Origin of the sequence: Paenibacillus mendelii (genome assembly GCF_024498075.1) — a bacterium.
Classification (GTDB): Bacteria; Bacillota; Bacilli; order Paenibacillales; family Paenibacillaceae; genus Paenibacillus_Z; species Paenibacillus_Z mendelii.
Genome location: NZ_JANHOF010000021.1, coordinates 63,359 through 84,664, shown reverse-complemented (window position 1 = coordinate 84,664; position 21,306 = coordinate 63,359). Strand labels below are relative to the sequence as shown.

General features: G+C 47.7%; 22 protein-coding genes and 3 pseudogenes. 3 read left to right on the top strand and 22 right to left on the bottom strand.

The window, feature by feature from the left end; translation table 11 throughout:
* Positions 1-113: 113 nt before the first annotated feature.
* From NNL21_RS32275 to NNL21_RS32225, 12 genes are all read right to left on the bottom strand, one after another.
* Positions 114-581 carry a hypothetical protein gene (locus NNL21_RS32275; protein ID WP_204822268.1) on the bottom strand — a complete coding sequence of 156 codons (468 nt, stop codon included), beginning with the start codon at positions 579-581 and terminating at the stop codon, positions 114-116.
* 180 nt (positions 582-761) lie between these two features.
* Positions 762-2,102 (bottom strand): FtsW/RodA/SpoVE family cell cycle protein, encoded by a 1,341-nt coding sequence (locus NNL21_RS32270; protein ID WP_204822267.1) that lies wholly within the window; start codon positions 2,100-2,102, stop codon positions 762-764.
* Positions 2,099-2,431: a PadR family transcriptional regulator gene (locus NNL21_RS32265; protein ID WP_204822266.1), complete on the bottom strand. Its 333-nt coding sequence runs from the start codon at positions 2,429-2,431 to the stop codon at positions 2,099-2,101. The genes NNL21_RS32270 and NNL21_RS32265 overlap by 4 nt, the downstream gene beginning before the upstream one ends.
* Positions 2,432-3,774: 1,343 nt before the next feature.
* A complete protein-coding gene (locus NNL21_RS32260; protein WP_204822265.1) occupies positions 3,775-4,014 on the bottom strand; it encodes a ParB N-terminal domain-containing protein in 240 nt (79 codons plus the stop codon).
* 159 nt (positions 4,015-4,173) lie between these two features.
* Positions 4,174-4,716, bottom strand: coding sequence for a hypothetical protein (locus NNL21_RS32255; RefSeq protein WP_204822264.1), 543 nt, complete (start codon positions 4,714-4,716; stop codon positions 4,174-4,176).
* 136 nt (positions 4,717-4,852) lie between these two features.
* Entirely contained in the window at positions 4,853-5,419 is a 567-nt protein-coding gene (locus NNL21_RS32250) for a class I SAM-dependent methyltransferase (RefSeq protein ID WP_256555631.1), read from the bottom strand.
* Positions 5,416-5,835, bottom strand: coding sequence for a phosphatase PAP2 family protein (locus NNL21_RS32245; protein ID WP_256555630.1), 420 nt, complete (start codon positions 5,833-5,835; stop codon positions 5,416-5,418). Before NNL21_RS32245 ends, NNL21_RS32250 begins: the two co-directional genes overlap by 4 nt.
* 75 nt (positions 5,836-5,910) lie before the next feature.
* Positions 5,911-7,395 carry an aldehyde dehydrogenase family protein gene (locus NNL21_RS32240; RefSeq protein ID WP_204822262.1) on the bottom strand — a complete coding sequence of 495 codons (1,485 nt, stop codon included), beginning with the start codon at positions 7,393-7,395 and terminating at the stop codon, positions 5,911-5,913.
* A gap of 93 nt (positions 7,396-7,488) precedes the next feature.
* The gene (locus NNL21_RS36915; RefSeq protein WP_373567623.1) at positions 7,489-7,707 is read right to left on the bottom strand and encodes a TetR family transcriptional regulator C-terminal domain-containing protein; all 219 of its coding nucleotides are present in this window, start codon (positions 7,705-7,707) and stop codon (positions 7,489-7,491) included.
* A 129-nt stretch (positions 7,708-7,836) separates the two neighbouring features.
* Complete coding sequence (locus NNL21_RS32235; RefSeq protein WP_204822261.1) at positions 7,837-9,768, bottom strand: ABC transporter permease; 1,932 nt, start codon at positions 9,766-9,768, stop codon at positions 7,837-7,839.
* Positions 9,755-10,522 carry an ABC transporter ATP-binding protein gene (locus tag NNL21_RS32230; RefSeq protein WP_204822260.1) on the bottom strand — a complete coding sequence of 256 codons (768 nt, stop codon included), beginning with the start codon at positions 10,520-10,522 and terminating at the stop codon, positions 9,755-9,757. The genes NNL21_RS32235 and NNL21_RS32230 overlap by 14 nt, the downstream gene beginning before the upstream one ends.
* A gap of 39 nt (positions 10,523-10,561) precedes the next feature.
* Positions 10,562-11,881, bottom strand: a complete 1,320-nt coding sequence (locus tag NNL21_RS32225) for an alpha/beta hydrolase family protein (RefSeq protein WP_204822259.1) — start codon at positions 11,879-11,881, stop codon at positions 10,562-10,564.
* A gap of 184 nt (positions 11,882-12,065) precedes the next feature.
* Between NNL21_RS32225 and NNL21_RS32220 the strand changes: the two are divergent.
* A pseudogene (locus NNL21_RS32220) lies at positions 12,066-12,443 on the top strand (response regulator transcription factor); the annotation flags it as partial.
* A gap of 224 nt (positions 12,444-12,667) precedes the next feature.
* On the opposite strand, the gene NNL21_RS32215 reads toward NNL21_RS32220, so the two are convergent.
* The 10 genes and pseudogenes from NNL21_RS32215 to NNL21_RS32170 all read right to left on the bottom strand — a co-directional run bounded on the left by NNL21_RS32215 (position 12,668) and on the right by NNL21_RS32170 (position 18,965).
* Positions 12,668-13,018 carry a VOC family protein gene (locus NNL21_RS32215; protein WP_204822257.1) on the bottom strand — a complete coding sequence of 117 codons (351 nt, stop codon included), beginning with the start codon at positions 13,016-13,018 and terminating at the stop codon, positions 12,668-12,670.
* A gap of 300 nt (positions 13,019-13,318) precedes the next feature.
* On the bottom strand, positions 13,319-13,729 hold the full coding sequence (locus NNL21_RS32210) for a DUF6220 domain-containing protein (RefSeq protein ID WP_256555629.1): 411 nt from the start codon (positions 13,727-13,729) through the stop codon (positions 13,319-13,321).
* A 12-nt stretch (positions 13,730-13,741) separates the two neighbouring features.
* Entirely contained in the window at positions 13,742-14,461 is a 720-nt protein-coding gene (locus NNL21_RS32205; protein WP_204822256.1) for a VOC family protein, read from the bottom strand.
* Positions 14,458-15,345 carry an RNA polymerase sigma-70 factor gene (locus tag NNL21_RS32200; RefSeq protein ID WP_204822255.1) on the bottom strand — a complete coding sequence of 296 codons (888 nt, stop codon included), beginning with the start codon at positions 15,343-15,345 and terminating at the stop codon, positions 14,458-14,460. The genes NNL21_RS32205 and NNL21_RS32200 overlap by 4 nt, the downstream gene beginning before the upstream one ends.
* Before the next feature lie 27 nt (positions 15,346-15,372).
* Positions 15,373-16,647 carry a phytoene desaturase family protein gene (locus tag NNL21_RS32195; protein ID WP_256555628.1) on the bottom strand — a complete coding sequence of 425 codons (1,275 nt, stop codon included), beginning with the start codon at positions 16,645-16,647 and terminating at the stop codon, positions 15,373-15,375.
* Positions 16,648-16,912: 265 nt separating this feature from the next.
* A pseudogene (locus tag NNL21_RS32190) lies at positions 16,913-17,066 on the bottom strand (DUF8821 family protein); the annotation flags it as partial.
* Positions 17,067-17,326: 260 nt separating this feature from the next.
* Positions 17,327-17,467: pseudogene (locus NNL21_RS32185) on the bottom strand (DinB family protein); the annotation flags it as partial.
* 20 nt (positions 17,468-17,487) lie between these two features.
* Positions 17,488-17,853 (bottom strand): NAD(P)-binding protein, encoded by a 366-nt coding sequence (locus tag NNL21_RS32180; RefSeq protein ID WP_204822254.1) that lies wholly within the window; start codon positions 17,851-17,853, stop codon positions 17,488-17,490.
* Between the two features lie 238 nt (positions 17,854-18,091).
* Positions 18,092-18,484: a DUF6223 family protein gene (locus NNL21_RS32175; protein WP_204822253.1), complete on the bottom strand. Its 393-nt coding sequence runs from the start codon at positions 18,482-18,484 to the stop codon at positions 18,092-18,094.
* A gap of 88 nt (positions 18,485-18,572) precedes the next feature.
* Positions 18,573-18,965 (bottom strand): DUF6223 family protein, encoded by a 393-nt coding sequence (locus NNL21_RS32170; protein WP_204822252.1) that lies wholly within the window; start codon positions 18,963-18,965, stop codon positions 18,573-18,575.
* 172 nt (positions 18,966-19,137) lie between these two features.
* On the opposite strand from NNL21_RS32170, the gene NNL21_RS32165 reads away from it, so the two are divergent.
* Together NNL21_RS32165 and NNL21_RS32160 are read left to right on the top strand one after the other, a co-directional pair.
* Entirely contained in the window at positions 19,138-19,824 is a 687-nt protein-coding gene (locus tag NNL21_RS32165; RefSeq protein ID WP_204822251.1) for a response regulator transcription factor, read from the top strand.
* Between the two features lie 14 nt (positions 19,825-19,838).
* Positions 19,839-20,963, top strand: a complete 1,125-nt coding sequence (locus tag NNL21_RS32160) for a sensor histidine kinase (protein WP_256555627.1) — start codon at positions 19,839-19,841, stop codon at positions 20,961-20,963.
* Positions 20,964-21,306 lie beyond the last annotated feature (343 nt).

Here is a 21,306-nt window from a genome sequence, read left to right as displayed (position 1 = left end):
GGCAAGGGTGAAATCCTGCGAATAAGCGAGCATTCGTGAGAAAACTAAATCGTACTGAGGGAGTTCAATCGATTTTCTTCCTGCATTTCTTGGGCAGATATCGAACACAATCATTATTTTATATCTATAACAAACACGTAAACCCCGTGCCCTTCCTTCCAAACACCCGATAAAGTGTAGATGCAACGCCCTTTTTCAGCGGGAAGCATGGCTTCATAGCCATCAATAGGTTCGCTATAATTTAGTTTTCCGTCGGTTGCCCAGGCGGTGAGCTTCAACTCATCAGGTTTGTAGTCAAATTCCACCTTTAGCAGTGATGACGGCGAAGCGTTAACTGGTTTGACATGCTCGGCTAATTCCAACGGCTGAGGTGCATCGGCGATAGCACCCTTCCATTGGTAAGATCCTTGCAGGAAAGGCACGTTTTTCCCGTCTAACATTATCTTGGGATTCGGCGGTTCAATTCCAGTGCTCGTTTCCAGCTCTTCCTTTTTCATACAACCTGATGCCATCAAAACAAGCAGAGTGAGCGAGAACAATAGGATTACTGACAGAATCATCTTGCTAAAAGATTGGTACATTAGCCCCCCCCCTTTCTTATTAAATTATTAGACGAAAAAGGGAAATTTTAGTTGCGCTATACTGCCCGTTAGCTCAACGCCACCCAGCCATACATCTGTACAAAATCCACCTATTTTGTGCAGAAGCAAAAAGGATCCGCCGCGGCGGATCTTTTTCCTGTTTATTATGAGTTCTCCATTTTAAACCTTAGCCGCTTGAGATCCATGATGGCTTCCCAGCATATTCTTGCGTCTGTAAGCGCCGAGCATTAATCCGACGGCCGCCAGCTCAATTATTGTGCCGGAGTTCCAATTCATAATCGGAAGCGTCATCCCATTGATAGGCAGCAGGCCTACGCACATCAGCAAATTCCAGACTAATTGAAAGCCCAATATTGCGGTTAAGCCCACAATCATGCCTTTGGCATAGCTATCTTGAAGCTTGATGCCCATACGGGCGATTCTTACGATGAATAACAACGTAATGGTGGCGACGGCGATGCCGAACACCCAACCAAGGCTGTAAACCATATACGAATAGATTAGATCGCTCGTCACAAAAGGCAGCCTGTCGTTTGCTATGCCGAAGCCCTGCCCCCACAGTCCCCCCGACCGAATAGCTTCCACGGAGTGTATTGTATAGAAGCCTCCGGTGTTTGCGGACTCTTCCGGATTAAGAAAGGCGATATACCGCTGCCATAAATAATCAAATGACCGGCTAGAAAGTAACGGGCTAAGCATGAGTGCGAGTACACCGAATCCACCAAACAGCAGCTTTCTCCTCCCAGCGACTAGTAGAAGTATGGCTAAACCGAAGCCATATATCACGAAATAGACGAGTGCGGGAGCCGTCACATAAAAAAATGCGGGAATCAGCATATAGAAAGCGGCGTCCTTCGCTAGCGATTGGGCTTTCTGACGTATGCTTTTTGCAACTGGCTTCTCTCTCTGCAGTATGCCGGCAATAGCGATAATGAGCAAATAAGGAGACGCTGCATACACATTAAAGCCGAATGAGCCGACTGAAATCCACTGAACGACGCCGTATTTTTGGACGCCTTGAAACTGAGCCGCTGCCATGAGCAGCAGTGTCGCTCCGTATAAAGGCCAGGAAAAGCGTAGCAGCCTGCGATAATCGATAAAATACAGCACGATCATGGCCACGACTCCCGTGAAGCCGAACACAAGCTTGCGACCAAGCAGCAGATTTCCGTTTAGTGAAAGCTGCAAGGCATATAACGAGACAAGCCCAATAATGATCATACCTGCAACTAATGCGATAACGCTCCATTCCGGTTTCGGCTTATGGGCAGCATGCAGTTGCTTGCCGACCTGCTCCGGATCGCCCATATGCCGCAGGGCCTCAGCAATCGCCTCCTCCTCGGTCGTTTCACCTTGTGCAGCCTTTTCCACTGCTAGCTCCTCCAAATGGCTGAGCATCTCAAGCCTAATGCCCTCATGCACTTCTTTAGCCTTTACCTGTGCGCATACCCGATCGAGGTAAGCAATGACAGCAGGATAGCGTTCCATGCTTTGGATCATGCATGACCCTCCCCGATGACACGGTCAACCGTCGCCCGAAACAACGACCATTCCTGCTGCTTCTCGCCGAGCTGCTTGTGTCCGTCTTTCGTAATCCGATAATACTTCCGCTTACGACCACTCTCCTCGTTCCAATACGCCTCCACAAGCCGCTCGACCTCAAGCGTATGCAAGATCGGATAAAGTGTTCCTTCCTTAAACGTAAACACGCCATCCGACCTCCGCTCAATTTCCTTCGTCATTTCATACCCGTACATGTCCTTACTGTCGAGCAGCGTCAAAATTAAGATGACCGTACTGCCCTTCATAAGCTCCTTGTTAATTCTCATTCGGATCTCCTTTTTGCATTGTTTTTCTATGCATTGTATATCTATGTATTAGTTTAGACGAGCTTTTGCTATTTTACAACAAGAACATGTATGTAACCCCTGTTATCTGAAGGATAACAATCATATTTTATACATATGTCTATAAATCGATGAACCTCCTTCATTTTCTGGGTAAGGAAGAACGCCGCCTACATGATAAGGATATAAGGATAGCTAATAACCATCCCTACACTTCACACACCGTTTACCTTATTTGACAAAAACGACTTTTCAGTCACTTATGGTAGTATTCTCCGTGCTGTCTGTAACGGCGAGTTTAGAACTATTCTTTCGGACAGCATGACCTAAAACTGTGTAACAAACGAAAAAGACTCCACTGTTTAGAGTGGAGTCCCTTCGTAATTCCCCGTATCGCTCTAACGGCGAATTCAGGTTCCCTTCTAGAAGTAGCATATCAGTGAAATGAAATAAGGTGACAACGGTTGATTAACGTCGTCACCTTGCTTACCGTGTACTTTTTCCATGAATACATAGTTGGAGAAGAAAAGAAATGACCAAAAAATACAAAAATGTGCAGGTCCACCAACTTCCGGGGAAACTGTCTCTTGGAACATGTTTGAATTACGCGGTAAAGAAAACTAAATACAGCTATATTGGGGGTCCCACCAACATTTTAACGAAAATATACGCTAAGCCCTGGAATGTGTCCGATTTGGAGTTATTCTTACTCTAATCTGAAACGGTACACTCACTCGATAAGTTGAGAATCATATTCCAATTATAAGACTGACACGTTTTAAAAAAAGCAGTGACAGACTAGGAATCCCAAACTCCTAGACTGCCGTTGCTTTTATTATGCTAACTGGGCTCTTTTATCAAGGAGCTTGCACCCATAGCTTTGATGAAAGCTATTTGTTTCGAGTTCTCCCCGATCTGCAAGACGTCTCAAAGCCTACCTAATGGTTGGTATGGCCGTGGCCGTTCGTCTAGTTGAATAATGTATCGGTTACCAATTGGGCTTATCAGGAGTCCTCACGGTTGGTCAGATACTTCTTCAACCACACTTTGCACTAGGTCGTGAATTAAACCTCCCTCTACTTTGAGTCCTTGACATTGGACAATTGCAGAGCAGTTCTTCCAATTCAGATCTTCAGCGTTTATCTTCACTACTTCCCCCACTCGAAAGCAGGTACGAATCACACTATTAGACTAAATTACCAAAAAGTTCAATTTTTATGAAACATTTTAACGAAAGATGAAGTCTTATAACATGAGAGAGTGTTTGTCAAAAATTTGTTGGGGGTGATCTATTTCCAAAGCTGTAGTCGACAAACATTTTTCAGTTAATTATAATCCTGGAACTCATTTATTTCATGACGATCATCATCACCCTCGTACAAAGCCACCTCCATTTCCTCCAGATGCAGCTTTCTGGCAGCCAAATACTGGGCGTACCCGTCCTTCAAAATCCATCCTTGCTCCTTCTGTTCAAATAGGATGGGCACAGCGAAAGAACCGTGCTGTTCGAAATACTGAATAGCGGCTCTGATCTTTTCTTTCTGTGGCCGGGATTTTTTTTTCAAAATTCGTATCCAGTCGATTTTCATCGGACTTCTGAATGGTTCAATTGCATTATTTTCCTGGCATCGAGGTTTTCGGCATGTAAACAGACGACCCCAATATCCCCGTTCACCACCTCATAAGATAATCAAGAATTAGTTGAACTGGAAGTTGCAGCCGTATTATTCGCTCCCTTTAAGAATGTGTGCGCAGGAGGCGCCCGCTTTCTTTATATCTTCTACTGATGCGCTAAGCTTGGATATGCCTTCAAACGAAGTTCCCCCGTTGCTGAAATCTGGTTCGGGAAAATCGGTTATGCCATGGTTGCGCATACATTTGGTATATGTAATTGCGGCTTCTTTCGTAATATTAGGCGGCTTTTGCATGGGCTCGCCACTCCCGAAAAGCTTGTCTCGCACATCCTGAGCGATAGAGGAAATTTGGTCGATAAAAACATATCCGGACGTTTCGTCCTTGAGCGGGATGTCAGTGCTAGCTACACTCAGAATCGCAAGCATACAAAGAACTGCTACCACGACGATGCGCGCCCATCGTAAAATTCGGGCATTTTTTATGAGCCGGCCCAACGGCAGTATGATGATTGCAGCCGCACATATAAGCATGGCTCCGGCGCCAATCTTTCCCGCGATGAGCAATGCGACGCCAAGGATACTTAAGATCAACACAAACGCCCACTTCATAAATACCAGTACGGTATGTTTCATATTTGAAGACCCTCCCTCACTAAATTAATGTTTTCTTCGTTTTTCTCGCTGTTTCGCATGTTTTCATCTTTGACGTATGAAGCGCTTGAGGATAAATACCCATATTGTTCAATGGACTGTAAGAGCATATCTACCGTCACCTGAGGTCCTCCTTCTTGCCGCACACATAGACAACGGCGGGCGGAAAATTAAGCGGAACGACTCTCACCTGTTCAATGACAAACCGCCTCGCGAGCTGCTTGCGCATCTGAAGGGAGTACTGGAAGGCCACGAACCGGCCACCCGGCTTCAACGCGCATTCGATCTGATGCAGCAGCTGATCGCGGATGGGCTGCGAGAAGTTGTAGAAAGGCAGACCACTTACGACAGCATCCAGCTCTGAAACGCCAAGCTGCTGAATGACCCGCCGGAGCTGTTCTGCATTCGCGCTGCAGATGCAGCCGCCGTATGACTGCTTCAGCATGGCGAGCATAACAGGATCCTTTTCAAACAGAAATGCATGGGTGCCGTCATTCATAGCCTTCATGAGGTAACGGGTAATTGCGCCTGGTCCGGCACCAAGCTCGGCAACGCTGCGCACTTCATGCCATGGAACGGCTCCAATCATCGACCGCGCCAAAAACCCTGAGCTTGGCAGGACGCTGCCAACCTGCTTCGGCTGATCCAGAAACTTGCGGAGAAATAATGCTTTGCTGTTCGTCACAGGTGTTCCTGCCTCCTCTTCCTGAAGGTCATCCGATACTGCGCCATCACAGGCAGACTGAAGCCTGCCACCCAGTATGTAATCTCGGCTGCCAGCCATCCGGCGAAGACATCCACAACCACATGCTGCTTGACGAACAAGGTGGATACGATGATGAGAACGGCCAAGCAACGAATGACATGGCGAGCGACCGGCTGGAAGACGTACGCGCTTCTGAACATCAGATAACTGGTGAGCACATGAATGCTGGGCAGGCAGTTGTAGGGCATATCGCTGTTGTAGATGACCTGGACCATGAGTTCCAGCCAGCCGCTGCCCTTGATCTCCGGATGAATGACCATCGTCTGGTAGAAGTAGCAGGTCACATAGCAGACGATTAGTCCTATGCATAGCGACAGCAGTGTCCGATAATACACCTGCGGGTCTCTGCGGAAGAACTGGCTTGGATTTGAGCCATCCTTTATTTTAAAATTAGAGAAATCTGTTGACTTTCAGATCTTCCCAGTCGGCCACGAAATGAACTTATACTCTAGAAACTCAGAGATGCCATAACCACCACCCTCGCGGCCCATACCACTTCGTTTGTAGCCACCAAATGGAGCATCCGCGTTAATTCCCCACGAGGAATTAATGTTAACATTGCCGCAGCGAATTTGTTTAGCTACATTGAAAGCTTTCACCGTATCAGTAGTGAAAATGCCCGCATTCAAACCATAAGGGCTGTCATTGGCGATTCTGATTGCATCTTCCTCGTCTTTGAACGGGATAATGACACCGACAGGTCCAAAGAACTCTTTCTGTGCAATCGACATAGAGTTGTTAACATTAACAAACAGAGTTGGCTCCAAATAGTAACCATCGATAAGATCAGTAGGGCGTTTGCCGCCAAAAGCAATAGTCGCACCTTCCTCTTCGCCGCTGCGAATCATGCCTTCAATGCGGCTTCGCTCCTTTTCGCTGATCAATGGTCCTATTAATGTAGTTGAATCATTCGGATCACCGATCTTTACGGACGACAGCAGGGTCACTACTCTGGCAATCAATTCATCATGGATGGATACGTGTGCGAGCGTTCGGTTAAGTAATAAGCAGCCTTGGCCGCAGTTAACTACCATATTCGACATCACTTCAAGTGCTGCTCGATCAAGATCTGCATCTTCGAAAATAATGTTTGCCGACTTGCCTCCGAGCTCCAGAACCACTTTCTTGAGAGTAGGAGCAGCTTGCGCCATCACCAGTGCTCCAACCGCATCCGAACCGGTAAAGCTGATAATATCAACTCCGGGATTCGTTGTCAGCTCAATGCTTGCGTCCAAATCGCCGGTAATAATGTTGATTACGCCAGGTGGAAAACCGACCTCTTCGACAAGTTCCCCCAGAATGAGAACCGATAGTGGCGTATAAGGCGATGGCTTAATAATGATGGTACAGCCCGCAGCCAGCGCCCATGAAAGCTTATGAATAGCAGCAGCTATAGGAGCGTTATACGGTATGATTAACGAAGCAACACCAACTGGTTCGCGAACAACGACGCCTTGATTTACCTGCGGCTGCCCCGTTAGAGATGTTCCAAAGTTCGGATTCACCGGATCCATGAAGGAAAAAGCAGGAAGTATGCGATCTGCTATATCAGAAAGGACATCAATTGGGGATTGGACATGAACCCGGTCAACCATAGCCCGCGGAAAGCCCGACTCAATCACCACAAGATCAACCAGTTCTGACCGCCGCCGCTCAATTACCTCTCCGAGGCGACGAAGATAATCACCCCGTTCTTTCGGTGATAATCTTGGCCAAATTCCATTGTCGAAAGCCCGTCGTGCAGCCTCTACAGCCTTCACTGCATCTCTTGCAGAAGCCATAGGAGCCGTAGCAAAAGCTTCGCCATTAGCCGGATTGATAACTTGAAGTCCTTCGTCATTATCACTCGATACCCAATGTCCATCAATAAACAGTTTGTTAATAGAATACGTCATATACGTTCCTCCCAAATGGTTAAAATAGTCATTCTTCATGAGTCAAATGACCATAAATAAACGAACGAACATTTAATAATTGCTGCAAGTTGATCACTCTTTTATAGAGTCCCAACTCATACGAATGATTTCAGTGATATTCTCATCATTAAATTGAAAATTTCCTTTGTGATACTCTTTGGCCAGTTGAACAATTGGTGCGCATGAATAGGTAAGCAGCAGCCTCGTGTTCAGCGGCTTCAGCAAGTTCTCTTGTTTTCCCTTCTCAAGCAAATCTAGAATGGGTTTGAAAAGTGAACCGCTCTCTTCCAGCGACAGATTCTGGATTAACTCTTTGAGAAAAAGAAGATCGGTTATGCCTTGACATATGTGGTCTTTTCTATTGTTTTTGGACTATTGTTCGCCTGGTTAGGAATGGACCTTATTTGAGCTGTCATCATCTCATTTATTATTCACGATTCGGTTAAAGGAATTCGCGCACAGAACATAATATCCGAGATAGATGACGATATACGCTGCCATGGAGCTGATGATGGGAACGGCTAAACTGCCCACGATAAGATTGATAGCGGATAACGCCTTTAAGATCATCGTACTATGCATTATTCCAACCGCCAATGGCAGCACAAAGACAAAGAACGTCTGTTTCGCTACAGATGCGCGTATTTCCTTCCTGCTTACTCCGATCTTGCGGAGAATGTCATAACGCCCTTTGTCCGCATGGGCTTCGGTCAGCTGCTTGAAATAAATAATGCTACCGGTTGCGGCAAGAAAGACGAGACCCAAGAATCCTAAAATAAAAATATTCAGCCCCGCGTTTTCCAATCCCTCCCGGTACACCGTGTAGTATGAAGACATCTGCATATCTTCCGCCGCCAGGTTCGCCAGCTGATCGGAGGCCGACTTTGTCGTTTGCTGATTTTCCACCTTATACACCTTATAAATGACCGGGGGGATTTGTGCAGCCAAGTCGTTAAATGCGGTATCGCTGACGACGAATGCCACGTCCGGATAACTCCATCTTAAAACTCTTCCTTCCAACAGATTCACAAGCGACACTTTCCGGTTTTCCCGGGGAGTTTGCAATGAAATGGAGCGCCCTTCATAATCGGACAAACTGAGGTCCGACGTAAATCGCGGCAGGATAGCTGCCGCCTCATTCCCCGAAAGCTGCAGATTTCCCTCCCGGTTTAATGCTTTGGAAGCTTGATTGTACGCATTTGCAGAGATCAATTTCAGGGGAGACTCATGCGCCGGGAAACCGGATGGAACATATTCCAAAGCTGAAATATCGCCTTTCAGCATGATAACCGGAATATCCAGATGAGCCGTAATGGGATGCTCCGTATCGTTCTCAAGAATACCCTGGACTTGTTGGTCCAGCGCTTCGCCTTGAGAAATATAACTATAGCTGAAAGGCGCGGATTCATCGGCATTATTTCCATTGCTGTAATACATGCTGTATCCTACGCTGATAGAGCTTAACGTCACCGCGCTTAGTAAGGAAATCATGGTGAGCGTACGCGTATTTCCTTTAATGCGGAATAGCAATTGAGAGGTGGCGATTACATTCATCCCTCTGTAATAGCGGGATTTATTTGCCTTGGATGCGCTCAACAGCCGCACGATTGCGGAGCGGAATAACATATAGGTTCCAATTATCATCCCGCCTGTGAAAAGCAATATATTTCTCCCCATCTGTTCATTTGTAGTCATCGGCTGAAAGACAAGCCAATAACTGCCTGCGAGCAGTATAACGGCAATCACCGCTGCTGCGAAGGAAGCCTTCGGGGCTTGCTCGCCTTCTTTCTCAGCCTGGAACAGCTCGATTAATTTGAAACGATAGATCAGACGATACGCCTGTACCGATGTGAATAAGATAAGCACGGCAAATACAAGAATCGTATTTAAGATCGCTTCTACCGAGACGCTGAAGCTTATATCGACTGCCGAATCCAGCAGCTTCAAAAAAATCATGGTGAACAATTTGGATAATAATGTTCCCAGCGCGACTCCGGCCGCTAAGCCCACAGTCCCCATAATCAGGTTCTCATAAAAAAGCATTCGACCGATTGTTTTCTTGCGTAAACCGAGAAGCGAATAGAGTCCGACCTCCTTCTTCCGTTTCTTAGTGAAAAATGAATTCGAGTACCAGATAAATACGGCCACGAACAATACTAAGACAATGGATCCCCCCGTAAAGACTGAGCTCATCGCTTGCGACAGCTGCATGCTTTCCTGGATCTCCGTACTATACTGCAAAGAAACGAACGTGTAATAGATGACCACACTGAAAATCATCGAAATAAAATAAATAAGATAGCTTTTAACGTTACCTTTGACATTTTTCTTCGCCAAGCTAAATAACGTCACTTACGCTACCCCCTAGCACCGACAACACATCGAGCGCTTTGTTGAAGAAATCTTTGCGGGACGTATTGCCTTTCACAAGCTCCGTGAACATGCGTCCGTCTTTAATAAACAACACACGCTTGCAGTAGCTTGCGGCAAAGGCGTCATGCGTCACCATCAGAATCGTCGTTTGGTCTTGTTCGTTCAAGTCTTTCAGGCTTTCCAGCAAATCGGTCGCCGACTTGGAGTCGAGCGAGCCGGTCGGTTCGTCAGCTAAAATCAGACTGGGCCTTGATACAATGGCGCGGGAAGCGGCGGTACGCTGCTTCTGTCCACCGGAAATGTGATAAGGGTACTTATTCAGAAGAGGTCGAATGCCGAACTTGTCGACAATTTCATCGACCCTTCGCTCCAATTCGCTCACCTTCATTCCCGCCAAAGCAAGCGGCAGCAATATATTCTCCTTTACGGTCAACGTATCCAACAGATTGAAATCCTGAAAGATGAAGCCGAGCTTGCTGCGGCGAAAGACCGATAATTGCTCTTCATTCATCTTCAAGACACTTGTCCCGTCAATAACGATGTCGCCGGACGTGGGCTGATCAATGGTCGCCAGCATATTCAGCAGGGTGGATTTGCCGGAACCGGAAGGACCCATAATGCCGACGAATTCGCCCTCTTGTACGGTCAAGTCGATTTCATCCAATGCGGTGAACACATTTCCCTTCGAACCGTATATTTTTCTGAGTTGTTTGGCTTCTACTACCGTTCTCATATAATGATTCCTCCATTGTGGTCGCGTTTGTTCGATTTCCTACTCAACGAAGTCGATGTCAGGGTAGATTGGCGATGGGGCATCCAGCAGGGAACCGGACCGGTGCCGTAGATGCAGGTCGAAGAATGCCTCGAAATAAGCTCGTGCGGTTGCAATAATCTGTGTTGGATCAACCGTACCGATCGCACGTTCAAGAAATGCGTCTGACAGTCCAAGTTTCTCTTGAAGCTGCGGCAATATGGCCGGATAATCGGTGAAGGTGAAATGCATCCCTTGTGGTACGTTCAAGTCGAGCTTCCAGCCGGTCGAATGCTCCCAGAAATATTTCCAGTCCGCTCTTGTAAGGTGGGAATCCGGCTGACCGTCTTCATTTGTGCCCATACCGAGAAGCATAAAAGGCCGGTTCAAGCCGTGCTGCACGACCGGTAACAAGTAATCCGGCAAGTATCCGAGGGTTCCATCCATATTGATGCCGGCGTCGATGCGCCGGTCGCTATACATCGTCTGAACAGCTGTCGCGCCGCCGGCTGAATGGCCAAACATGCCAATACGTGAGAGGTCGATAGCATCGCCAAGTCCGCAGGGCAGCTCTCGCTGCTCGGTATCCGGATTCCCGCCCGTACTGAGAACCGCGAGCTGGTCGAGCACGAATCTGACGTCCAACTCGCGAACGGCCATCATCTTCTTCAGTAACTCAACACGATCGGCACCAGGTACCGTCAGCGCTTCTGCCTGGATTTCGACACGACCTCCAGGGAATTCGACCTCAGACGTCTCATACGTATGGTCGATCGTGACCACTACATACCCGCGGCTGGCCAACTCCTCAACCAAAATCGTGCCGAAGGTACGCGGTACCCCGAGACCCGGTGAATACAAGACGACCGGGTAACTGCCATTACGGCTTGCGACGGGAGTCCCGACCCACCCATGTGTCTTGATTCCCGGCCAGTCAATCTGTCCTTCTTTCAATCCGAAAGTCGAGACAACCTTTCGATCATAATGTGCTGCAGCTTCCGGCTGCATATATAACGCGAGCTGATTGCTTTTGTGACGGGCCGGATACCATACGCTGACCATGAGCTCACGCGTCTTTCCTTGCACCCAGGGGTCGGGACGGCCGCGGTCGACAAGATGCAGTTCGGTGGTGCCGACTTTGTATGGGCCGGTCGGCTCCGGCAGGTTGAACCGGACAAGTGCGGCGTTCTTCTGTGTCTGATCGGCCAAAGCCGATTCAGCAAGGGTGGTTGGTGCGGATAAAATCGAACCACCTGCAATAGCGGTACTAAGAAATATACTTGTCATGAGTTTTCTGACAGGGTATTTTTTCTTTTGGTTAGCTTCTACATTGGCTTTCATACTTATTTGATTCCTCCTAAGAATGATATCGTTCTTACGAGTTCTATTCTACAAGGAACAACCATTGTATAAGCTTACAACTTCTGTGTCAGACCTTACAATCTTGTCACATTTGCTCATTATATTGATTCGTTTATAGCATAATGGTATGTTGCATGGTATAGAAGGCTCTGGGGGAATGGGAATGAAAATCATGATTGTAGAGGACGATCAAACCATTGCAAATATGGTGGCGGAAGCGCTGGGGAAATGGGGATTTGAAACCGTTCAAGTCGAAGACTTTGAGCAGGTGCTGCAAGATTTTCTGCGTGAAAATCCTCATCTCGTTTTAATGGATATCAACTTGCCTTCATTTGACGGATTTTACTGGTGCAATAAAATAAGAGAAGTGTCAAAAGTGCCGATTATCTTTCTTTCTTCACGAAACACGCCGATGGATATGGTGATGTCCATGAATATGGGCGGCGACGATTTTATACAGAAGCCTTTCTTTACTGATGTGTTGGTGGCCAAAATAAAAGCGCTGCTGCGCAGGTCGTACGCCTATGTTGAAAGTATCGAATCTTCTCCCGGCTCCTCCATCGTAAAACGACCACAAAAAAAAGGCCAACCAGAAGATTCTGGCTAACCTGATAATACGAAAAAGCCGCTAAAAAAATAGCAACTTTCAATGGAACAATGTTTTTGTCCTCCGACACGTTTATATTGCTTCCTTATTCCATTTGTCACTCACTCGAACTCATCTGTGGAAGATTTTGAAATGCAACTATTTGCTCGATTTATTATTTAAAGATGGATAAGAATATTGATAAGTTTCCCGAATGGGTCTCTTACAAAAAAACGCCGAACTCCCCATGGCTCCTCAGTTGGTCCATACTCAATTGGAATTCCTGCTTCTTTTATACGAGTTAACGCGTCATCAAGATCATCAACCTCAATTGACAGATCAGGCACAGGTGTCCCAGAGCCTCCCTCTAATAGGAAACTAACCTGAGTGCCCATTTTCTCATGCGAACCGTATGTTGCAATAAATCCCATATCCATTAGTTGATCAAGTCCCAGTACTTCCCCGTAAAAATACGCAGCTTTAGAAATGTCCTGCGTCTCAACATTTGCAACAATTCGTTTAATCTTCATTTTTCATCCTCCTAAAGTTTTGATATCAAATTTTTACTCAACAATGGTCCCGTTCGAGGAACAATCTAAGTCCTTATGCTCTCAAAATACCATAGATTACTTTTTATGCAATTATATATAAAATCGAAATTCGCTCTATTTCATGAAGACGATTGGGAAACTGGAATATATACGTGATTTAATGTTTTTCAGCTTTTGCTTTATCATTGTTTATGGCAAATTTATTGGCTATCCCTACAGGGTCGCCTATAAATTTGCTTAATCTAATGAATTATAATTACAGATGCTGTCTCCGCTCATCTATCCTTTCGTCATCTCCCTCATCATCAACATCGCGTTCAAGAACAAGCCAAGTGAGATGACGGGAAGTGCCGCTGCCGCGAATCCGATTTCTTCCGAGAAGACAGCCGTCGCGAAGATCAAAAGGATTAGTCCGATCAGCATCAAGCTCTTAATTTTAATGCCATTGGGCAGTCTCGCCGGAAAAGACAATATAAACAACAATACGGGGATAGGCGCGAAATACATGGCGAAATTACCGTGCGTCCCCCATTGAGTCGAATCTACGAAGAGCGCGAATCCAGCCAAGAACACCTGTACTGCGATGCAGATCGAAAAAAGCACGTTTAATATGCTAAAACCTAGCCGCGCGTATTGAGCGTCTGCCGGTAGCAAAGAGCGGGTTGCGGTCAATTTCCGTACTTCCATCATTGAATTCCTCCCTTAGACTGTTTCGGAAACCGCCTGAATGAAGTAGGGGTACGGGACCAATTGAAACTCCCCTTCGTTAGGATCGAGAGTCGTCATTCGAATAGGGTGAATTTCCGGAATCTTCATCGAAGGATACCACCCAATGGTCATATCCCCCAGAACGAACATTCCGTGCTCGTCACCGAGCATCTGAAACGTCTTTCCGTCCCCGATATAACGCGTGACGTCAAATCGAGAATCTAGGCGCTGAATGGCCTCCGATACGCTGCCGCGAACCGGAAAACCGATCTCGCTGACATTCAGAATGGATTCATGATCGAAAGGCTCAGTTGAGGTATTGTCCATTCGATGCCGTGCGATGAACTCCACTAGATTCCCCGAAGGATCTTCGAAATAGAAGGCATGCGCATCCGTTCCTTCGAAATATGCGATATCTTCGTTCGCCTGAATCCCTGCGTACGGAAGGGGCTTAGCGGAAAGCACCTGACAGCCTTTGGCCAGAAGCCAGCTTTTCGCTTCGCGAATTTGGTTCTCGGGGATATTCATTGCCAAATGATAGGACGGCAGTATCCTTCCCTCCTCCTCGTGAACGAAAGTCAATCGCGTTTCCCCGGCAACGATCGTGATTGAATGTTCCGTTATATCTGCTAAAGCTAATCCAAGTCTTTCTGTGTAGAACACCTTCATTTCAGCTAACCGGGCGGTTCTCAGTTCCAACTCGATGATTCTCATCTTACTACCTCCTCCAGATACTTGAGTTTGTCAGGATTTGCAACTGCATAGATGGATTGAATCCGACTGTCCGAACCCTCGAACGAGTAAACGTAAGCAACGCGTCCACTGATCATCATTACGATTCCCGGGCTTCTGTTCACCGTAGTGATGATATAGGAATAATGGCTGTCAGGACGCCCGAACCAATCCATCCATTGCATATAAAATGGAATGACTCGCGTCGCTCCGACGACGGGATGCTGCGCGGCCGGCGCCTTGCCACCTCCATCTGTATAATGGACGGCGTCAGGAGACAGCAATTGCAACAGGCGGTTCGCGTCCCCCGCGATCACGCTTTGGATGAATTGCCGCACTTGCGTCTCCGTAACGGTGCTCGTTGCGATGTCCGGCGGTTCATGGCGGATACCTTTCTTGGCCCGATGGAAAATTTGCCTGCAATTGAAGCTGCTTTTCCCCACCATGTTGGCAATCTCGTCGTACGGATATTGAAATATTTCCCGCAGGAGAAACACTGCCCGCTCGACCGCGCTTAGCTGTTGCAGAAGCATCAAATAGGCTGTTGAGATCGTTTCCCTTAGTTGATAAATTTCAGAAGGGTCCAAGCTTACGTCTTCAAGTTGCACGAGCGGCTCTGGCAACCAAGTCCCCACGTAAACCTCCCGTTGTTTCGCGGACGATTGCAACAGGTTCAGGCAACGATTCGTTACGATTTTGCACAAGTATGCCTTTACGTTCCGGATATTTGCGTCCGAAGGCAATTGGTTCATCGCCAGGAAAGCATCCTGTACGATGTCTTCCGCATCCATGACGCTTCCCAACATTCGATACGCCAGTGAGAACAATAATGGCCGATAAGTTTCATATAGTTGTTCCGTGTCCATACAAACCTCCTTTTCGATATCGTCCGTTTAGTGCGCGAGAATATGGAGTGAAGCTCGCTTCGCGCTTGCTGCCGCCCCGCCTGCCAAATATTCACCGTGTGACACCCAATCTCCAGCCACGTATAAGCCCTTGATCTGAGGGACGGCAGGACCCGGATTCTCGACCCGCTTCATATGTGGAAAGTCATGAACGACCGTCATCTTGGGCAAATACTGCTCCGCCACCACTTCCCGTCTCCAACCGGGATGAACGAGATCCATTGCTTGCTCAAGTTGTCTGCGGTCTTCTTGCGCATTGCTTCCCTGCACTTGGAACTTGATCATTTGAAACACTTGAACGTCATCGTTCTCGCTGAGTTCTAACCCTTGGATTCGTGATGAGTTGATCATAAGGACCGGCTGATCGATGCCGTAGACGAATTGGTGCTGCGGCGCGGGAAGTCGACGGAGCCCAATATCCAAGCAAGCGGCCGTGATCGGAATGGCCTGCTGCTCCCACGTCCGCAGCGAAGTCAGTTCGGCTGATGGCACCAGCCTGCTTGATATCTGCGGCGATGTCGTCAGGATTACGTAAGGAGTCTCAATCGTTTCGCCATTCTCACATCGAACTCGCTGCACCCGTCCGTCATCATGCTCAACGGAGTTGACTTTCCTGCCTGTAATCAAGATCACGCCGAGCCGACGTGCTTCCGAGCACATTTCCTCGATCAGGGATCCCCAGCCTTTCTTCAAATAATACACCCCAGTGATGGAACGCTGCATCTGTCTGAACAAGGGTCCCGCCACTTGTAAATCCGGAGCTTGCACGTATGTTCCTCCACGAGCCAGTACATACAGAAGATGACGTACCATCGGGCTTCCCACGTGCTCCTCCATCCAATCTCGCAGACTCATGTGTGGAATCGCGTCCGTGTCAAGCTTGAGGATCTTCATGAGGATCGCTCCGAACCTGTATTTGTCCGCAGCCGATAACAAGGGAGTCTTAAGCAGCGTACGGACCGCAGCCGGAAAAGGGTGTACCTGCTCTTTCCAGATTCCGTACGGGATGAACTCGTCGACTTTGCGAAAAATATCCGGATTTACGTTCAATTCCCGGAAAATGTCGTACGCATCCCCGGCATAGAGTGCATGCGAACCCAAATTGAAGCGTATTCCGTCCTTCTTGTTTGTGATAGCCCTTCCCCCCATCTGATTCTGACTTTCCAAAACGACGACGCGTTTTCCTCCTCTTGCTAAATAAAGAGCTGCGGTCAGTCCGGCAATACCTCCACCAACAACGGCCACATCAAACTTTGCAATCATTCGAAGAAACCTCCTTCATACGCTGTCATTAAACAAGACAGGAAGGAAGCGGAAAATGTGACAAAGTGAAAATGCGATGTAGAAAAAGAGCAACCCGAATAGTGCAGCCCACATTGAACTCCGACAAGAAATTATTTACTTCAAAGAAAAAAGCCGCATATTAGGGACTTCATTCGGACAATGTCTTGTCCTCCGACATTTACAAGGAACAGTTTGCCGCGGTAGCTGTTCCGTTCCTTGTTTTAATTAAGCTCTTTTGCTTACTTTAATATTGTCCTTTAATTACAAAAAACGAGCCCCGAATTGTTCCAGCTAGTTTAGACTTCTGTTTAGCAAACTTAAACTTCTCTTCCAACTCCTTTGGTACCTCCATCCCCTCAGAAAGCTCCAACGGCCCGCTTCTTAGGGTCATCTATCGATAAGTTCCCCTTTGGACATGTCAATTGTGTAAGAAAACACAAAAAGCCCCTCATCCAGAAAGGGACGAGGAGCCGAGGTACCACCCTAATGAGAACACTCCCTACGGAGGTTCTCACTTATTTGTAATAACGGAAAATGTCCGGTGCCCTCTACTTGCCACACTTAAAAACAAGGAACAGCTGCCGCGGCAAACTGTTCCTTGTTTCGTTCTTAGGTCGATGCCAATCCCATTCCGAGTGATGGTGATTATTAGGCCCCGTTAGAGCCTCGCGAATGTGATGTAATCGACTTGGACGGGCTCTGCCGATTCGGTCCGAAGTGCCCGGTTGATCTGTCCCCGGTGATATTGCCCATGTAAGAGGACCTGCGACAGGATGTCCCGGACGGACGTTCGGAACGGTTTGGGCTGAGGCAATCTTGTCAATGCCAAGTCCAGACAGGCACATACAGAGGACGAGCTTGAGTTCTCCATCTTTCCAAGGTAGCATTGGGAATGATACGGCATGCTTCGCTTGGTCCGGCAGCAACAAGGACCGTCGGAATCTCCAACTTGTCTCCATTGTTGAAGAGAATATGCCGGATGGCCCCATTATGACTAATTTTGCTAACGTTCTTATTGTGACAGATCGTTACACCGGTACGGACGGCTTCCTCCGCCAGTCCTCCTAGTTTATTGGACTTTTCCAACAATACAACGGACAAACCGGCTTTGGCCATTAGAATTGAAGCTGATAAACCAGTTAACCCCCCCCCGCCGATGACGGAGACATCAAATTTCCCTTCCACACCTGATCACCTCACTATCATTATAATGGTCATTTTAATGATAGCATGTCTATTTTTGTCGCTGTTCGGTGGACGGTGCACCATAGTGAGGCGCTTTAGCGCCATAGCGAAACTCGTATACTTTGTGTGAAAAAATCGCTTCGTTCAGAAACAAGTTTCACCACACTTACCACCGAACATCGCCTCGTCACTCTGTTTATTCGCCATATTTGGTTTATGAAATGGCTTGTATTTCGGTTCAGCTAGTGCGATATCGGGAGGCGAACCAAGCCATTCCAGAGAGGACGATTGTGATGATCGACAGTATGACGGCAAAGGCGGCACCGCCGCGCCCGTTACCGGAACCAATATCGCCAGGAGTGTGACCAAAATGCGGCCCAGCGATGAAATAGACAATCAATCCCAATACGACGGCCACGATGGTCCCAATTCGCCAACTACCTTTGCCGGAACGATCAGAGGCACGAGCCAAAGACCACCAACTGATGACCACACTGCCCAACCCCATCAGCACGGTCACGAGAATATTGATTCGTGCGGAAGTAAAACCGTAGACCTGTTCAGCTGAGGCAATTGTTGGCACAAATAAAAGTGCACAAAGGATTACGAATGAAACAAGTTTTATTTTCACGCTTATTCTCCTTTCGCTGTCATTACAAAAACTTCTCTTGCGCCCTCCAAAAAGCACGTTCTCAAGAGGAACAGAAAAAATAGTCGAATTATTTGTTACGAAGAGAGCGGGTCCAAGCCATTCCAGCAAGCACCAAGCCGATCAGCCCAATCACGATCGCTAGGATCGCTCCAGCACGTCCGTTGCCAGTGTTGAAACCATTAGGGGTAACGGCTAGATGAAAAGCAGAGAGAAGCACACAAAACAGACTCAACACGATGGACATAACAGGCCATTGACCAGTGGCAAAACGACTGGTTGGACGGGCGCGAGCGATCCCAGCAACAACCGCGCTGCTTAGCCCAATCAACCCAGCCGCGAAAGTCAAGAGCCGCCCGGGGGTGATACTACCATAACCAACACCAGTCCCTTCAGCAAAGGCAATCGTCGGCACAAGTAGAAATACAAAAAAAATTGCGAATGAAACGAGTTTGACTTTCATGATTATTTCTCTCCTTTCACAGCCAGTTTACACAACAAATGTCGAGAATTTATGCAGATCTTCCTCTCTTTGCGTGCATTCCTTTAAGAACCTGCCAAATCACAGTATAATTTCGGTAAGCGATATCACTTTCGTCGATGGAAGCAGACTAAAGGGGAAGGATGTGGTGGGAATGGAAACGAAATTGTTGCTTGTGGAGGACGAACCGGGCATGCTGGAGGAGATGCAAACTTATTTGCAGCGTGAAGGGTTCCGGGTATTGACCGCCTGTACCGGCAAGGAAGCGCTCCTAATTGCCCAGTCTGAGCGGCCTGATCTCGTCGTGCTGGATTGGATGCTCCCCGGGAAAAGCGGAATCGACGTTTGCCGCGAAATAAGGCAAACGTCACATTGCGGCATTATTATGGTTACGGCCCGATCGGATGAATCGGATAAAATCGTCGGTCTGGAAATCGGCGCGGATGATTATTTAACGAAGCCGTTCAGCTTGCGCGAGCTCACTTCTCGCATCCGGGCGCTACTACGTCGCCTACGCGGACCTGAAGACAGGCTGATGTTCTTGGAAAGAGACAACTTGATCATTTCCGAGGCCAAATGTCAGGTGTTCAAAGACGGTCAAGAAGTCCAATTGACGCCGACCGAGTTCAAAATTCTGTTTACGCTGGCAGCTCGTCCCGGTATCGTCTTCAGCCGTTTGCAATTGTTAAAGGCTGCTTTGGAGGATGACTACATGGGATACGAAAGAACGATGGATTCCCATATCCGGAATCTTCGCCGCAAGCTGGAAGATGATACAGCCAATCCCCGTTATATTCAAACGGTATACGGTTTCGGTTACCGATTCGGTGAACGTTCATGAGGATGACGGTCCGCATGAAAATATTTGCCTATATGGTACTGCTTGTGCTCATTATAAGCTTCACTTTCTCTCTGACAACGCAAGTCTACACTGCCGACTTGATCGATCAATTTCAAAGGGAACAAATCCATGCCGACTATTTGAGCGCCGCGCCCGAAGAGCAATTCGAAATCTTTAAATCTTATTTCCTTGGCAACACGCGGCTGGACGCACTGCTTCAAGTCACGCATGGCGCGCGGTTGCTCTTTTTTGGCGCGATCGGGTTGATCTTCAGTTTTTGGTTATCGGGGATTCTGACCCACCCGCTCAAAAAGCTAATAGCCGCCATAGAGCGCGTGGCGCAGGGTGACCTGAACGTCAAAGTACCTGTAGACACGAAAGATGAGTATGGAAAAGTCGCCCAAACGTTCAATGATATGATGTTTCGTCTGCGTGAAGCCGAAGATGCCCGAAGACGGTTGGTGGCTGATGTCGCTCACGAGCTTCGCACGCCGCTGTCCATTATGCAGCTTAAACTGGAAAATTATCAGCAGGCCGGTCATCATATCTCGCCGGAAATGCTGCTTCGGCTTCATGACGAGGTCATCCGGCTCAACCAGCTTGTGGACGACCTTCATGTCTTATCGCTCGCCGAAGCGGGCCGGTTGTCGCTCGATCGCAAACCGCTCGATCTGATTGCACACCTGGAACGAATCGTAGATGACGTGAGATACGAAGCGGAAGAAAACGGATTGGATATTCGCCTCTGTACGAATTCAAGACAGGTTACCCTGATGGTCGATGCGAGACGGATCACGCAGGTTTTCATTAATTTGCTGGCCAATGCGATTCGTTATACGCCTCGTGGAGGGAAGATTACGGTTAAAATCGAAGACCGGGTCGTTGACCGGAATGCTCTCTTTGCGTGTGTCTCGGTGATTGACACCGGCATCGGAATACCGGAGGAGGAGTTGCCCCACCTATTCGATCGATTTTACCGCGTAGAAGAAGCGCGCTCGCGGCATACAGGCGGTACGGGGCTCGGATTATCCATCGTCCATCATTTTATAAGAGCCCACGGGGGCTTCATTCGCGCTGCGAGTCAGCCTGATGAAGGTACTATATTTACCGTATATCTACCTAAAGGCAATGAAATTTAAAAAAATCGACAACTCCGGCGCAACCCTGTAATAGAGGGGCAGGTAAAAGTCCACTTGTCCGAGTTTGATTCGGTTAGCTCAATATTGCTGCAGCCACACTAACAACAGTCTAAGGACTATATGTTCTAGTCCGCTGATCCGGACTGATTGTGATTTACTGGGTTGGTATCTGATCACCCGTATAGTGTTGTCTTCATCTGTGTTAGGTAATTAACAGCTAGTTCTCAGTTGTTGGTCATTCTAACGGAGGCGATAGTGGAACGAACAGGCTGCAATTGGTACAATCGCTTATAAAAAGAACTCTCCAGAAGCGGAGGGTTCTTGCACTTTTATCCATGTGTTT